A 14017-nucleotide genomic window follows, 5' to 3' on the forward strand; every position below is an offset into this window, starting at 1 on the left:
TCACGCAGCTTGCATTTCTTGCTGTTGGTACAGGCAGTAGTAGAGGCTGTGAAGCTCCATCAATTCGGCGTGGGTGCCCTGCTCCACAATCTTCCCTCGATCCATCATGAAAATGATGTCAGCAGTTTGCAAGCTCTTGAGCCGATGGGTAATAAAAAAGACAGTTCGGTCTTGGAACACTCTGGCTAGATTTTCAGAAACCTGCCGTTCGGCCAGGTAATCCAGGGCGCTCGTGGCTTCGTCTAAAATCAGCAGGCGCGGACTTTGCAGGACGGTACGGGCGATCGCCACCCGTTGGCGCTGCCCCCCCGAAAGGGCGGCCCCGCGCTCGCCCACGCGGGTATTGTAACCTTGGGGGAGCTGCATGATGAACTCGTGGGCGTAAGCCACCCGAGCTGCTTCGACAATTTCTTCCGCCGTCGCGTCGGGACGCGTCAGGGCGATATTTTCTTGAACCGTGCCGTCGAACAGCAAGCTGTCTTGCAATACCATTCCCACCTGTTGGCGCAGAGAGTACAGCTCTACCTTGCTGACATCGTAGTCATCTAAGAGGATCTGACCGCTCTTGGGTTCGTAGAGGCGCATCAGCAGCTTCATGAGCGTACTTTTCCCAGATCCGCTTTGGCCCACGATTCCCACAAAAGTGCCAGGCGTAATATCCAAGCTCACGTGCTCGAGTTGCAGCGGCCCGTTGTCCTTGAAGCAAAAGCTCACGTCTTGGTAGCGCACCGCACCTAAGATCGGAGGAAGCGGAATATTGGAACGGTCCTCTGGGCTGACCTCCTGGGGATGATCCAAAATATCGGCCAAACGTTCCAGAGAGAGCGCCGTTTCTTGGAAGTTTTGCCAGAGCTGGATCAGGCGCAGCAGCGGACTGGTGGTATACCCCGCAATGATCCGAAATGCGATCAACTGCCCTAGCGTTAAGGTGCCTTCCAACACGAGATAGGCTCCAACCCACAGCAGCAGCAGGCTCGACAGCTTATTCAAAAAGCTGCTCATGGCTCCAGCCGTGGTGGAGGTAATCACGGCATCAAACCCCGCACTCACGTAGCGAGCGTAGCGCTCCTGCCACTGCCAGCGCGACTTTAGCTCGATATTTTGAGCTTTGACTGTTTGAATCCCAGAGACGACTTCTACTAAGTAAGATTGGGTTTCGGCGTTGCGTTCTGCCTTCAGGCGGGTTTGTTTGCGAATGATGGGCGAGACCAAGAGGGTCATGAGGCCAAACAACGGCACCGTCGCGAGGGCCACGATCGTCAGCAGCCAACTGTAAAACACCATCACTGCAATGTAAACCACCGAAAATACGGCATCTAAAACCACGGTGAGGGCAGTGCCGGTCAAAAACTGGCGAATGTTTTCGAGTTCGTTGACGCGGGTGCCCAGTTCGCCCACGGGTCGTTTTTCAAAGTACCGCAGGGGCAGCCGCAGCAGGTGGTCGATGACCTCAGCCCCCAAGGTCATGTCGATGCGGTTGGTGGTATCTACAAACAAATAGGTGCGGAAGCTGCTGAGGAGCGCTTCAAAAACGGCGACGCCTAACAGCAAAATACCCAAAACATTGAGGGTGCCGATGCTGTTTTGCACCAGCACTTTGTCGATGATGAGCTGCGTGACGAGGGGATTGGCGAGGGCAAAAAGCTGGACGACAAAGGAGGCGATCAAGACCTCGATCAGCACTTTGCGGTGGCGTTTGACGGCAGGCCAAAACCAACCCAGCGTAAATCGCTTTTGAGGCGTTTCAGAGGTGCGCTCTAGCAACAGAACGGGAAACGGTTCTTCTCGATCGACGAGCAATTGGGCGGGACGCTTGCGCACGATGCCGTGTTCTGGAATCCCCAGCACCACTTTCGATGCGCTCATGCGGTAGATCAAGGCCAGGCGATCTTGCCAAAAAATTAAGGCGGGCGCGGGGATCTGCGCGAACATCGCAGACGAGGCTTCAATGAGCTGTGCGCGGATGCCCATCGTTTCGGCGATCGCCCCATACACTGGCAGCGACAGCGATCCCCGCTCCGACTGGGTGATCAGAATTCGCCGCACCACATCCCGCCGAAACGGAACGTCGAGGTGCTTGGCCAGCATTTGCAAGCAGGCCAGCGGTCCGTCGATCTCTCCGCGTCCGGCTACAAAAGGGTACTTAGCAGCTTTACCCGTCAGCAAGCCGTCCGATTCGGGGGGGCGTTCTGGCGCTTCGGGGATTTCAGCCCAGGGCAGTTCGACGACGGTGGGGGCGGTATTTTGTTGTGCTGTTTTAGCGGGCACGATCACCGGAAAGCCGATCAGCCGTACGGGTTCCGTCGAGCGACTGAATGGCGTCCCGTTGGATTCGCGCACTGAAGTGCCGATTTCTGATGCGACGGTGCTGTTGCTGATGAACCACTGAAAAGCCGGATTGAGCGATAATTTAGTCCGCGGGGACAAGGTTTGGGCGAGCGCCTGGGGCCAAGCCTCTAGCGTAATTTCTTTGAGATCGGTACTGCCATCGGCCCGCTGCACGAGCTGCTGGCCTAAGATGTTGAACACTTCCAAAATGCTGGGCTGCTGCTGAAACTGTTGGGCTAGCTCGGGTTCTCCTTCGAGCAGCTGTAGGAACGTCCCGGCAGGCAGCGTGAGGCAAATCGCGTCCGTAGAGGCGATCGCAGTTTCACAGGGGCGGTTGCACAGCAGGCCCAGCCAGCCGACACAATCCCCAGGCTCGAGCAGCTTTAGCGTCAGAGGAGCCTCTGTCCGCGGGTCGTAGCCTAATAGGCGAACTTGGCCCTGATAGATAATCGAGAACTGGGTGGGGAGTGCTTTAGACGTAAAAATAGCCCGACCCATTGGATAGCGAAGGGGCTGAAGTTGCTGGGCCAACCGCGCTAATTTTGCAGCGGACAGCTTGTCGAAACCCGGAACGGTCTTGAGAAACTGGGGAAGAGCGATCGGCGGCTGAGTTAAATCTGCTGTCATGGTCTCGGATCCCCCGGAATAGAAAATTGAACCGTCTCCAGCTGTTGCTCTAGCCATTCTTGAAAGCGTCGCTGGAGCAATTGCTGCTGCGTCGTTGCATCGAGGTGGGCTGGCAGATACTGTTCTAATTTCAAAATGATGCACCATTCTTCCAACCGCTGAGGCGGCCAGAGTTGACCGGGCCTGCCGTTAGAGAGGACTTGAACTAGCTTGGGATGCAGTCCCGAGGCCGGCACCGGACCGATCATGCCGCTGGTTTGAGCCTCAGGACCTTCGGAGTACCGAGGGGCGAGGTCGGCAAAGGTTTGTTCTCCTTCTTTGAGGCGGAAATACAGCTCCTGAGCCAGTTCGAGATTGCGGGTTCTGATAATCGAACAAATGAACCGATCCATTTGCGGCTTGAGCTTTAAGAAGTCGGCCTCGATCGCGGCATCCCACGTCTGATGCTTGAATTTTTCGAGTTTAAATCGCCGAAATGCCTGATTTGACAGTCGCTCTGCGCTCATGCGGTGGTACTTTAACCAGGCTTCTCGCTGGGCTTGGTCTTCGATGTGCTGCTGTGCGTAAAATTGCTTCAAGGCCAAGCCTTCTTCGTCTGCGGTCAAGACAATATCTTGAATTGCCCGGTCTATCAACTGTTCCTTCAGCAGTTGAGGCAACATCTGATACTGAGTCAGAAGCGCGAGTAGCTCTGCGGATTCCAAAGGGCGATCGCCAAGAACGACAGAAGGGTTCACGGATTGAGAACTCTCAGAGGTGAGCAAGGGTGGGCAGTGTCGACCGATGGGGAAGATGGGCAGGGAGAAACAGACTCCTCGACACAGGAGCGTATCTTCTGTAAGAATTTTAACCCAAGCTCGCTCATATGATGGTTGACTAATTCGAAGACGCGTTTTGTCGAGATTGCGCTATCAACCCATGTTTGGGCGCGAAAATCATGGCAACTACAAATAAGAGCGTCTGCACCACGACAATACAACCGCCCGTCGACCCATCAATGTGATAGCTTGCATAGGTTCCGATCGCGCTTGAAAAGACCCCGGATGCGATCGCCAAACCCAGCATCCGATCGAATCGATCGCTCAGGAGATAGGCCGTTGCCCCCGGCGTCACCAGCATGGCCACCACTAAAATGATACCCACGGTTTGCAGTCCGGCAACAGCCGTTAAGGAGAGCAATGACAGCAGCGTGTAATGGAGGGCAACTGTATTGAGGCCGATGGATTGAGCGTGGGTGGGATCGAAGCAAAACAGCAATAGGTCTTTGCGCAGTAAGGCGATCGTGACTAAGGTAATGATGCTGATAACGATCGTCTGCACGATATCTGCGTCGGAAATACCTAAAACATTGCCGAACAGAATATGGGTTAAATCCACCGCGCTGGGGGTTTTGGAGACTAACACCAAACCCAGGGCAAAGAATCCCGTGAACACCAAGCCAATTACAGTATCTTCCTTAATGCGGGTTTTGGACTGGATAAAACCAATGGCAATAACGGAACCCACGCCAAACACAAACGCGCCGATCGCAAAGGGAATCTTGAGAATATAGGCAATGACAACCCCCGGCATCACCGCGTGGGAAACCGCATCTCCCATCAGCGCCCAGCCCTTGAGGGTCATAAAGCAGGATAAAACCGAGCAGACAACCCCCACCAGCATACTAACCAAGACCGCTTTAACCATGAATTCATGGGCCAAGGGCGCGACAAACCATTGCACGATATCCACTAGATTTCCTCTCGAGCGGAACGGGTGACGCGGCTTTTACTGAGAGACAAATCTCCCACAGAACCGCCAAAGGTGCGCGAAAGATTCTCTTCAGTGAAAACTTCTGAGGTTTCTCCGTAGGCCAAAATAGTGCGATTGATCAGGACGACCCGATCGCAAAAGGTCGTAATCGAAGATAGGTCGTGGGTGGAGATCAAGATCGTGTTTCCCGCCGCTTGCAGTTCCAGCAGCAGGTCGATCGTGGCTTTCTCGGTTTTGATGTCCACGCCCGTAAAGGGTTCGTCGAGAAGCAAAATTCTGCCCTGCTGCGCTAAGGCCCGCGCCAGGAAAGCTCGCTTTTTCTGACCGCCGGATAGCTCCCCGATTTGGCGATCGCGCAGTTCCCACATCTGAACGCGCTCCAAGCTCTGCCGCACGATTTGACGGTCTTGGGGCTTGGGTCGGCGTAAAAAGTTCATGTAGCCGTAACGTCCCATCATCGCCACATCCCAGACGCTCACGGGGAAATTCCAGTCCACGTCTTCGGCCTGGGGCACGTAGGCAATCAGATTCTGTTTTTGAGCGCTGCGCAGCGGCAATCCTTCGATCGAAATTCGACCGGTCACGGGTTTTACAAAGCCCATGATGGCCTTAAATAACGTAGACTTCCCGGACCCGTTCATGCCCACTAGCCCGCTGATGGAACCCGGTTTGAGCGCTAAATTTGCGCCGTGGAGGGCTACTTTGCCGTTATAGGCAACGGTGACGTGTTCGACTTGAATGCTGGTTGTCGGTATCATCTTGAACCTTTGCAAAAGCGTTGCGGTTACTCTGACAGTCCTTGAAGTAAGGTAGCGATGTTATGCTCCAACAGTTTCAGATAGGTGGAAGCGGGACCATCGCGAGGAGAGAGAGAATCGACAAAAAACACGCCGCCAAACTTAGCGTTGGCTTCCTTGGCCACTTGACGCTGTGCCTTATCGCTGACGGTACTTTCGCAAAATACGGCTGGGATTCGCTGCGTTTTGACCGTCTTAATAACGCGCTCGATTTGCTGAGGTGTAGCCTGCTGTTCTGAATTGACCGCCCAAAGATAGACTTCTTTTAATCCATAGTCGCGAGCGATGTAGGAAAAGGCACCCTCACAACTGACGAGATAGCGTCGATCTAAAGGTAGAGTCTCGATTTCTTCGCGCAGTTTGCGATCGAGGGTTGCAATCTGCTGGCTGTAGGTCTTTGCATTGCGGGCATAGACGTCAGCATTAGCAGGATCGAGATTTGCCAACGCTTTGCGGATATTTTCGACGTAGACGAGCGCGTTGCGAGGCGACATCCACGCGTGGGGATTGGGCTTCCCTTGGTAGGCGTCTCGGGCGATCGCCACGGGTTCGATCCCGGTACTTAAGGTCGCGTGCGGCACTTTAGGGACGCTGTTGTAAAACCGCTCGGCCCAGCGTTCTAAATTGAGGCCGTTCTCTAAAATCAGATCGGCCTCCTGGGCGCGCACGAGATCGCTGGGCGTCGGCTCGTAACCGTGGATCTCTGCGCCGGGTTTGACCAGAGACCGGACGGCTGCTTTATCTCCCGCCACGTTCTGACCCATATCCGCCAAAACGGTAAAGGTCGTCAGAATTACCTTCTGGCCCTCACCCTTTGCGTTTGGGTTAGCGGCGTCTCCAGCATCTGGGCGACGATCCCCATCCAGAGACGGGCCGCAGCCTGCTAAGCCCAAAACCGCAACGAACCCTAAAACCGCAACCCGAATTCCAATGGTTAACGTACGTCGAGACAGCACAAATTCATAATCCTTTCATAATTCAATCATAGGTGAAAAGATCGAAAAATGAAAGGATTATGAAAAGACGCGATGCCTTGCAAGTTTGACGAATGCGGCTACAGCGCTTCGACTTTGCTGGATTTGCCTGCGTCTAACGTTTTGAGGACGTCTTTGACCTGTTCGGGAGAAGTCCGTCTTTGGAGATTTGCCAAGCAATGCCCTTGGCTGCCGTTCTTTAAAACCCTTTGGCTCAAGGATTGGGCGTGTAACTGTCGCAGAGAGCGGATGCACGCGGGACAGTCGCATCCAAACAGTTGAACTGCCGCATCGCTTTCGGCATCGCTGAAATCGGTACCGAAGTCGTCCCCAGAAATCCCGCCTGAAGATGCGATTAACGTGCCGCGATCGTGCCTGAATCCTGAAGACCTTAAGTTGGAGGGGACGGCGGGTGCGTCGCAGGATTGTACCGGATCGACTCCGCTAGATGGCTCTGCAGCATCGGCAATTGTGGCGTTCATGAAAAGGGAAGTCAGCATCGATCCGACTACCGCAGGAATCGCAAGCAGGTTCAAAAGAAGTTTTCGATTCACGATTTCAGCTCCTCACTCAACGAAAGATAGCAGGCATGGTTTAGATTGTAATCAAAAGATCCTGTTTTGTCGTTTTCTTAGATTTACCTGAGATTATCTATCCTTCAGCTTGTAACCCCTATGGACGCTAACAATTTCCTCAAGCAAATGCTGCTGATGGGCATCGGCACCACCAGCTTTGTGGCCGACAAAATCCGCGAAGTCAGCGAAGAATGGGTCAAGGAAGGACGGCTCAACCCGGATCAGGCCAAAGCTTTTGTGGAAGACCTCATGCACCAGCTCCGCACCGATCCGTCCGAGTGGGAAAGCCAATTTCAGCGGCAATTTCGCAACATTATGCAAGACTTTGGCGTGGCTCGCCAGCCTGAAATGGACGAATTGCGCGGTAGAATCGATCGGCTGGAGCGTCAAGTGCGAGACCTAGAAAATAAATTGTGGCGGTAGGCAATTTTCGAAGCTCGCCAACCCTTTTGTGGAGGGCGTAAAGCCTCGCGCTCCCACGATACGGTAACTCAAACCCAATCCAAAAGAGGAGACAGACCTTGCAAGGAATTTTAATTAGTGCGGCAGCCGTGATTGTTTGCGTTGTTGCCTTAGTCGTCGTACAACTGACCTCAAAGCCGTCCGATGTCTTGGCGTCCCCCTTAACGGTCTCTGCTGCTACGACAGAACGGGTGGCGGCGGTACCACAATCCAACTCTACGGAACGATTAATTGCTATGGATGCACAAAGCAGCCCCAGCGCTGATTCAGACTACGTCACGACCCCGTCCGGGTTGAAATATAAGGACATTGTGGAAGGCACGGGCGCTTCCCCTACGACGGGACAAAACGTGACGGTTCACTACACCGGAACCCTCACCGATGGCTCTAAATTCGACAGTTCCCGCGATCGCGGCGAACCGTTTTCCTTCCCCATTGGAGCCGGACGCGTCATCAAGGGTTGGGATGAGGGCGTTGCTACGATGAAGATGGGCGGACGTCGCGAACTGGTGATTCCTCCCGAACTCGGCTACGGCGCGCGCGGAGCTGGAGGCGTGATTCCGCCCAATGCGACCCTAGTGTTTGATGTCGAGCTGCTGTCCGCTCAGTAAGCCGAATATATAGAATCTTTAAAGGGGTGTGACGAAAGCGCACCCCTTTTGTGTAGGCTCAAGTTGAAGGATGGCGAGCGATATGACGACACTTCCCGATACCCTTGAAATGGCGATCGCGCAGTCCGTGGAGGCAACCAAGGCAGCCTTAGCGGCTGGACGCACCCAACTCCAAATTGAAATTCTATTCCCCGAACTCAAACCCATGCCCGTGGTGCAGCAGTACCTCGACCTCTTTCCCGAGCTAGGGACGCAGTTTAAGGTTTTTTTTGCAGATGCAGGCGCTGCGGCTTTGGCCCGTCGGGATTGGGGAGAAACGCCCTATACGATTCGGGGGGTCAACGAGCTGTTAGAACCCGTACAGCCCGAAGATGAAGCCTTCGTGTTTGTGGCTCCTACTTCGGTCGAGGTGGGGACGGTCGAGAAGATTTGCGGGCTAGCAGGCGATCGCCCTTGTATTTTGCTCAACCCCAAGCTTCAAGACGTCAGCATTGTCGGGATCGGGTACGCGGGACGGCAGTTGCGAGAGCGGTTTTTAGATTTGCTGGAGACGTGCTATTACCTTCGCCCTCTGGAAAAGGGGGCCGTGTTTCGGGCTTACCCATCGGCTTGGCAGGTATGGTGGGATAATGACGACGTGGCTTACCAGCTCGTTGGGGAGGAGGAGAGCCGACCCGTGGGCGATCGCCTAGACCGAATTTTAGCGAAGGTCTTACCCGCCCAAGCTCAAAAAAAAGGAATTCTGCAAGAAATGCAGCAGATGATCAGGGCGCTCACGCAGTAGTCTCGAGGGGATCGTTACGCCAAACTCAAACCGCTTTCAGCACCAATGGCAACACATCGATACCTTTACGAAAAGCTCGCGTTTTACTACGGCTATTTAGCCATCCCATTTCAGTGCGGCATGATTTCCGGCTCCGATCTGTTCTCTTACCAGCTTCTGTGCGCCTACGAGCGACAGGGACAGTTCCAGCGGGCCGTGAACCCAACTGAAGAGTATGCCGGTTCCGTAGAGCGGATAATGGCGATCGCCCGAGCCTTCCTAGAGACCCACTCCGACTTGCGGGACGCACCTTCCTACGAGCAACAGCGCTATGTATACCAAAACAATCTCATCCTGATCGCACAAATTGCAGGCAAATATTTTTACGACCATTACCCGCCGGATAGCCTGAACAATCTAGCGGCACCCAAGCTCTTTGAGGACGAACGAGCCTGTATTGACTGGGTCAAGCAAGGTATCGATCGCTTGCACCTTCCCTCCGTCACCCGCGATGGCTAAGCGATGGCTGCGCTGGGGACTCATTGCGGTGGCGGGCGTGAATGCGATCGCCGCTGCGGCTGCCTACACGATGACCCACTATCGCGGACTGGGGGAGTTTGGCTTAGGTTCGCCCAAGCCCGTGAATGCTAAAGTTCCGGCAGACATGGGGCTGAACTACGCGACGCAAAAAATCCCCCTTTCCAGCAAGGCCTGGATCGAGACTTGGCAGATTCCGGCCCCGCAAACCGAATCCAACGGGACGGTGCTGTTGTTCCCCGGCAGCGGGGGAACTAAGGGCAATCAGCTCCTGCCCCCGGCGAAAGCCTTTCACGCCCTCAACTACGATGCCCTTCTGGTCGATTTTCAAGGGGTGGGCGGTTCCAGTGGCAATACCAGAACGCTGGGCATGAAAGAAGCGCGAGATGTGGCAGCGGCGTTTGAATATGCCAACCGCGCAAAGCTGAAACGTCCGATCGTGCTCTATGGCGTTTCGATGGGCAGCGCTGCGATTTTACGGGCGATCGCCTTAGAACGAGTGCAGCCCGATGCCGTTATTCTGGAGCTGCCGTTTGCGCGGCTTGTCGATGCGGTCAAAAGTCGATTTCAGTTTTTTAAGATTCCCAACTTTGGCCTTGCAGAACTCCTCGTCCTTTGGGGAAGTTTGCAGCACGGTGCCAATGGTTTTGCCCACAATCCCGTTACGTTTGCGCGGCAGGTGGACTGTCCCGCGCTCGTTTTTCAAGGTCGGCAGGATCGGTGGACGACTGTGGCCGAGGTCGAAGGTTTGGTCAAAAACTTACGCGGGCCGAAAGAACTGGTCGTATTTCCCAAGGCCGACCATCAATTGCTGGTTACGGTAGATAAATCCCGATGGACTCGATCCGTAGACTCGTTTCTGAGGCAAATCGAGAATCCCGCTCTTTCCCCGGCGACCCCCTACCGAGCCGGAATTTAGCGCTCAGGATAGGATAGGAATGGATTTTTCAACGGTTTGCAACCTATGAACCAAACGCCTACCGCTCGCGGTTTCCGACAACCCGCCGAATGGGAGTCTCATCGCGCCTGCTGGCTCGCGTTTCCCCATAACGCGTACGAATGGGGGGAACCGTTAGCGGCAGCTCAGGCCGAATTCGTGGCGTTTTGCGAGGCGATCGCCGATGTCGATCCTAGAACTGGCAAGGCCCAAGGCGAACAAATCGAGCTGTTGGTTGCAAATATAGAAGTGCTGGAGCAGGCCAGACGCGCGCTGGCCCGCATCCCCGTCAACTTCCACCTCATCCCCTACGACGACATTTGGCTGCGGGACTGCGCGCCCATTTTTATTAAAGATGTGGAGGGGGCCGTTGCGGCAGCAACGTTCCAGTTCAACGTATGGGGGCGCAAGTTCGACTTGCCGTTAGACGAGCGAGTTGCCACCCAGATTGCGAAAGGAACGGGTTTACCTGTATTCGAGCATTCCTTCGTGTTGGAAGGCGGATCGGTTGAAACCGATGGCGAAGGCACTTGCCTGACGACCCGCCAATGTTTGCTCAACCCCAATCGCAATCCTGGCCGCGACCCAGCAACGCTTGAACGGGATTTAAAGTCTGCGTTGGGCTACCAAAAAATTTTGTGGCTGGAGGACGGGTTGGCGAACGACCATACCGACGGCCACATCGATACCATTGCTCGGTTTGTTGCACCGGGCGCGGTCATGTGCATGGTGCCCCAGACTGCCGATGACCCCAATGCCGCAGTCCTAGAGCGCATTGCTCGAACCCTCGCGACCTTTAGCGACGCGCAAGGCAGGCCGCTCCGGGTCGTGACTGTTCCCTCTCCAGGGCGGGTATTGGACGATGCAGGCCAGGTGATGCCAGCCAGCTACGTCAACTTTTATATTGGCAACAGCACCGTGGTGGTGCCCACCTACGGGAGCGAGTTCGATCGGGCGGCAGTGGCGGCGATCGCCGCTCATTTCCCGAATCATCGCACTGTGGGGCGATCGGCCAAAGCCATTTTGACTGCAGGAGGTGCATTTCACTGCATTACCCAGCAGGAACCTCAGTCTGTATAGTTTATTGTAATGAGAGCGGACTTCCTAGAAGAACCGCAGGGCTTTGACTCACCCAGAAGGCAGTAGGATAAACGCCAGGGGTTGCCTATGGGCGGGACGTGGGGCTTTAGGGGTGCTTCGGCAAGCTCACTGACCACGGGGTGTGAAGTGCCGGGGTTGAAACAGTTGGGAATGCGAGACCCCGGCGAGGCTTGACACCCGATAAGAGCGATCGCTTCAACTTTAGCGGTCATGAAAGCTGGGCAGCAGACCTAAAAGGGGATGTATTCAACTCGATTGGCTAAATCTTCGAGGTCGCTTGCTTTGGCAATGATTTCTAGGTCGCGGATGCAATCTCCAACGGCGACCAATTGACGGGCATAGATGACACCTGCAAAGGGAATGCCTGCGTTCTGGCGATGATGGGCTTCGATGAGAAAGTCTTGGTCTTGAGAAAACATGACTCTGTTCAATTCGAGGGCACGATCTAGAATGAGCGGGTCGGGGGTAGCGGTTAATCCATCTTCTTGAACAGTGAGCACATCTACACCGCGCAAGCGTAGGCCAATGGTTATAGCACGATGGATGTGCTCATCCATGTAAAGGGCGATCGCCACTAAATGAGACCTTGGGCACGCAGTTTTTGAACGAGTGGGGATTGGCCTGCGGTTTGTCGAAGTTGGGTCGCGTACTGTTCCCGTCGTTCAATATCGGTATCTAGTTCTGATTGGTGATCCCAATAGTAGGCGAGGGCTGAGTGGATCTGGCTCATGGATAGATAGGGATGCTGAAAGTGGAGTTCTTCGGGACTCCAGCCGTTGGCGAGTTGACCTGCGACTAATTCGATGACTTTCATGGTAGTTCCAGCAATGATGGGAACGTTATTGGCATCGAGTTCTACGTATTTATGGGCTGTTGCGGTGCTCATGGGAGTGGCGATCGCCTCGATAAACAATCCAACCGATTGTGGGTTTCTCAATTCTGGCATAAACTCACCATCCACCTCTCCAGCGAAGAGTGCGGACTCTTGGTGCATCACCGCTCTGAAGGAGCTAGCGATCGCCTTCAAGCCGAAGCAAATCAGCTCAGGCTTGCCCCTGACGTTTTGGCCGCAAAATTACAGAGAAAGCAATTAGCCCAGGCACCATCTCCCCTCAAGGTATTAGAAGCCCTCGCCCAGCCCCGGCAAATTGCCAAACAAATGCTGCTCATTGATGCCGTCAAACTGGCACGAGACAGCCGCGAAGACTTAGAACATCGGGGTGCATGCTAGAAGTGCCTGTTGTCATTGACTGAAATCAAATCACCCCTCCCTGAAGCTCGTAAACAATAGGGATTGGTTCAAAATGCTTTGATACAAATGGCTCAAGGCAGATTTGAACTGCCGACCTTGGGCTTATGAGTCCCCTGCTCTAACCAACTGAGCTACTGAGCCAAAACTTAGCGATTTTCATTATGCCATAATCCTTGGGGTTTAGAGAACCGAGGGTTAAAATTTTATGGCCGAAATTTGGCCGTAAATATAGAGCAGAGCCGTTGCAAGGGGATGAGACTGGGTAAGATTGGGAAAAGACCGAAGCATTTTTTATCCACACCCTTTTCACCCATAACCTATGGACATCAAGCAGGGATTCGTCAATGCCATTGGCAACACCCCCCTCATTCGCCTCAATAGCTTTAGCGATGCAACGGGCTGCGAAATTTTAGGGAAGGCAGAATTCCTAAACCCCGGCGGTTCGGTCAAAGATCGGGCTGCGCTATACATTATTGAAGATGCCGAAGCCAAAGGCTTGCTTAAGCCAGGCGGGACGGTTGTAGAAGGTACGGCTGGCAATACTGGCATCGGTCTCGCCCACATCTGCAACGCCAAGGGCTACAAATGCACGATCGTCATTCCAGACACCCAGTCCCAGGAAAAAATGGATGCCCTCCGGGTGCTGGGGGCGGACGTGCGCGCCGTTCCCGCAGTGCCATACAAAGATCCTAATAACTACGTGAAGCTTTCAGGCCGACTGGCCGCCGAAACAGAAAACGCGATTTGGGCCAACCAGTTTGACAACCTGGCCAACCGCATTGCCCATTACGCCACTACAGGGCCAGAACTGTGGGCGCAAACCGACGGCACGATCGATGCCTGGGTCTGTGCCACGGGGACGGGTGGCACCTATGCTGGCGTGGCACTTTACCTGAAAGAAAAAAATCCCAACATCAAGACTGTGCTGGCGGACCCCATGGGCAGCGGACTCTACAGCTATGTCAAAACGGGCGAAATCCGTATGGAAGGCAGTTCGGTGACGGAAGGGATTGGCAATAGCCGCGTGACCGCAAATTTAGAAGGGGCACCGATTGACGATGCCATCCAGATTGACGATCGCGAATGCATCCGCACGATCTATCAGCTTCTGCGCAAAGATGGGCTGTTTATGGGTGGCTCGGTCGGCATCAATGTAGGGGCAGCAGTGGCTTTAGCCAAGCAGCTCGGACCCGGTCACACCATTGTGACCGTGCTGTGCGATGGTGGAACGCGATATCAATCAAAACTCTATAACCCTGCATGGCTAGCAGAAAAGGGGTTAATGCCCTCATAATGTTCTA

At 54.4% G+C, this 14017-nt stretch carries 16 protein-coding genes and 1 tRNA gene; 8 read left to right on the top strand and 9 right to left on the bottom strand.

Annotated features, from left to right (window positions below):
- From R6H26_RS26955 to R6H26_RS26980, 6 genes are all read right to left on the bottom strand, one after another.
- Nucleotides 1-2955, bottom strand: coding sequence for a peptidase domain-containing ABC transporter (locus R6H26_RS26955; protein ID WP_404787044.1), 2955 nt, complete (start codon nucleotides 2953-2955; stop codon nucleotides 1-3).
- Nucleotides 2952-3692: a peptidylprolyl isomerase gene (locus tag R6H26_RS26960; RefSeq protein WP_404787045.1), complete on the bottom strand. Its 741-nt coding sequence runs from the start codon at nucleotides 3690-3692 to the stop codon at nucleotides 2952-2954. Before R6H26_RS26960 ends, R6H26_RS26955 begins: the two co-directional genes overlap by 4 nt.
- A gap of 139 nt (nucleotides 3693-3831) precedes the next feature.
- Nucleotides 3832-4677: a metal ABC transporter permease gene (locus R6H26_RS26965; RefSeq protein ID WP_404791462.1), complete on the bottom strand. Its 846-nt coding sequence runs from the start codon at nucleotides 4675-4677 to the stop codon at nucleotides 3832-3834.
- Nucleotides 4678-4685: 8 nt separating this feature from the next.
- The gene (locus R6H26_RS26970) at nucleotides 4686-5465 is read right to left on the bottom strand and encodes a metal ABC transporter ATP-binding protein (protein WP_404787047.1); all 780 of its coding nucleotides are present in this window, start codon (nucleotides 5463-5465) and stop codon (nucleotides 4686-4688) included.
- A gap of 26 nt (nucleotides 5466-5491) precedes the next feature.
- A complete protein-coding gene (locus tag R6H26_RS26975) occupies nucleotides 5492-6460 on the bottom strand; it encodes a metal ABC transporter substrate-binding protein (protein WP_404787048.1) in 969 nt (322 codons plus the stop codon).
- Nucleotides 6461-6558: 98 nt separating this feature from the next.
- The gene (locus tag R6H26_RS26980) at nucleotides 6559-6978 is read right to left on the bottom strand and encodes a hypothetical protein (protein ID WP_404787049.1); all 420 of its coding nucleotides are present in this window, start codon (nucleotides 6976-6978) and stop codon (nucleotides 6559-6561) included.
- Nucleotides 6979-7152: 174 nt separating this feature from the next.
- Here R6H26_RS26980 and R6H26_RS26985 point away from each other — a divergent pair, with 174 nt between their 5' ends.
- The 6 genes from R6H26_RS26985 to R6H26_RS27010 all read left to right on the top strand — a co-directional run bounded on the left by R6H26_RS26985 (nucleotide 7153) and on the right by R6H26_RS27010 (nucleotide 11443).
- Entirely contained in the window at nucleotides 7153-7476 is a 324-nt protein-coding gene (locus tag R6H26_RS26985; protein WP_404787050.1) for a phasin family protein, read from the top strand.
- 98 nt (nucleotides 7477-7574) lie between these two features.
- Nucleotides 7575-8126, top strand: coding sequence for an FKBP-type peptidyl-prolyl cis-trans isomerase (locus R6H26_RS26990; RefSeq protein ID WP_404787052.1), 552 nt, complete (start codon nucleotides 7575-7577; stop codon nucleotides 8124-8126).
- An 82-nt stretch (nucleotides 8127-8208) separates the two neighbouring features.
- Nucleotides 8209-8910, top strand: a complete 702-nt coding sequence (locus tag R6H26_RS26995; RefSeq protein ID WP_404787054.1) for a DUF1995 family protein — start codon at nucleotides 8209-8211, stop codon at nucleotides 8908-8910.
- Between the two features lie 45 nt (nucleotides 8911-8955).
- Nucleotides 8956-9408: a hypothetical protein gene (locus R6H26_RS27000; protein WP_404787055.1), complete on the top strand. Its 453-nt coding sequence runs from the start codon at nucleotides 8956-8958 to the stop codon at nucleotides 9406-9408.
- A complete protein-coding gene (locus R6H26_RS27005; protein WP_404787057.1) occupies nucleotides 9401-10345 on the top strand; it encodes an alpha/beta hydrolase in 945 nt (314 codons plus the stop codon). Before R6H26_RS27000 ends, R6H26_RS27005 begins: the two co-directional genes overlap by 8 nt.
- Before the next feature lie 45 nt (nucleotides 10346-10390).
- Nucleotides 10391-11443 (top strand): agmatine deiminase family protein, encoded by a 1053-nt coding sequence (locus tag R6H26_RS27010; protein ID WP_404787059.1) that lies wholly within the window; start codon nucleotides 10391-10393, stop codon nucleotides 11441-11443.
- 251 nt (nucleotides 11444-11694) lie between these two features.
- Here the strand turns inward: R6H26_RS27010 and R6H26_RS27015 are convergent, their stop codons facing one another.
- Entirely contained in the window at nucleotides 11695-12039 is a 345-nt protein-coding gene (locus tag R6H26_RS27015) for a DUF5615 family PIN-like protein (protein ID WP_404787061.1), read from the bottom strand.
- On the bottom strand, nucleotides 12039-12401 hold the full coding sequence (locus tag R6H26_RS27020; RefSeq protein ID WP_404787063.1) for a DUF433 domain-containing protein: 363 nt from the start codon (nucleotides 12399-12401) through the stop codon (nucleotides 12039-12041). Before R6H26_RS27020 ends, R6H26_RS27015 begins: the two co-directional genes overlap by 1 nt.
- Between R6H26_RS27020 and R6H26_RS27025 the strand changes: the two genes are divergently transcribed.
- The gene (locus R6H26_RS27025; RefSeq protein ID WP_404787065.1) at nucleotides 12387-12695 is read left to right on the top strand and encodes a hypothetical protein; all 309 of its coding nucleotides are present in this window, start codon (nucleotides 12387-12389) and stop codon (nucleotides 12693-12695) included. The two genes, R6H26_RS27020 and R6H26_RS27025, sit on opposite strands and share 15 nt — an antisense overlap.
- Before the next feature lie 88 nt (nucleotides 12696-12783).
- Here R6H26_RS27025 and R6H26_RS27030 read toward each other — a convergent pair.
- Nucleotides 12784-12857: transfer RNA gene (locus R6H26_RS27030), tRNA-Met, on the bottom strand.
- A gap of 178 nt (nucleotides 12858-13035) precedes the next feature.
- Between R6H26_RS27030 and R6H26_RS27035 the strand changes: the two genes are divergently transcribed.
- On the top strand, nucleotides 13036-14010 hold the full coding sequence (locus tag R6H26_RS27035) for a cysteine synthase A (RefSeq protein WP_404787066.1): 975 nt from the start codon (nucleotides 13036-13038) through the stop codon (nucleotides 14008-14010).
- Nucleotides 14011-14017 lie beyond the last annotated feature (7 nt).

Origin of the sequence: Altericista sp. CCNU0014 (assembly GCF_044923475.1) — a bacterium.
Taxonomy (GTDB): Bacteria; Cyanobacteriota; Cyanobacteriia; order Thermosynechococcales; family Thermosynechococcaceae; genus JAAURS01.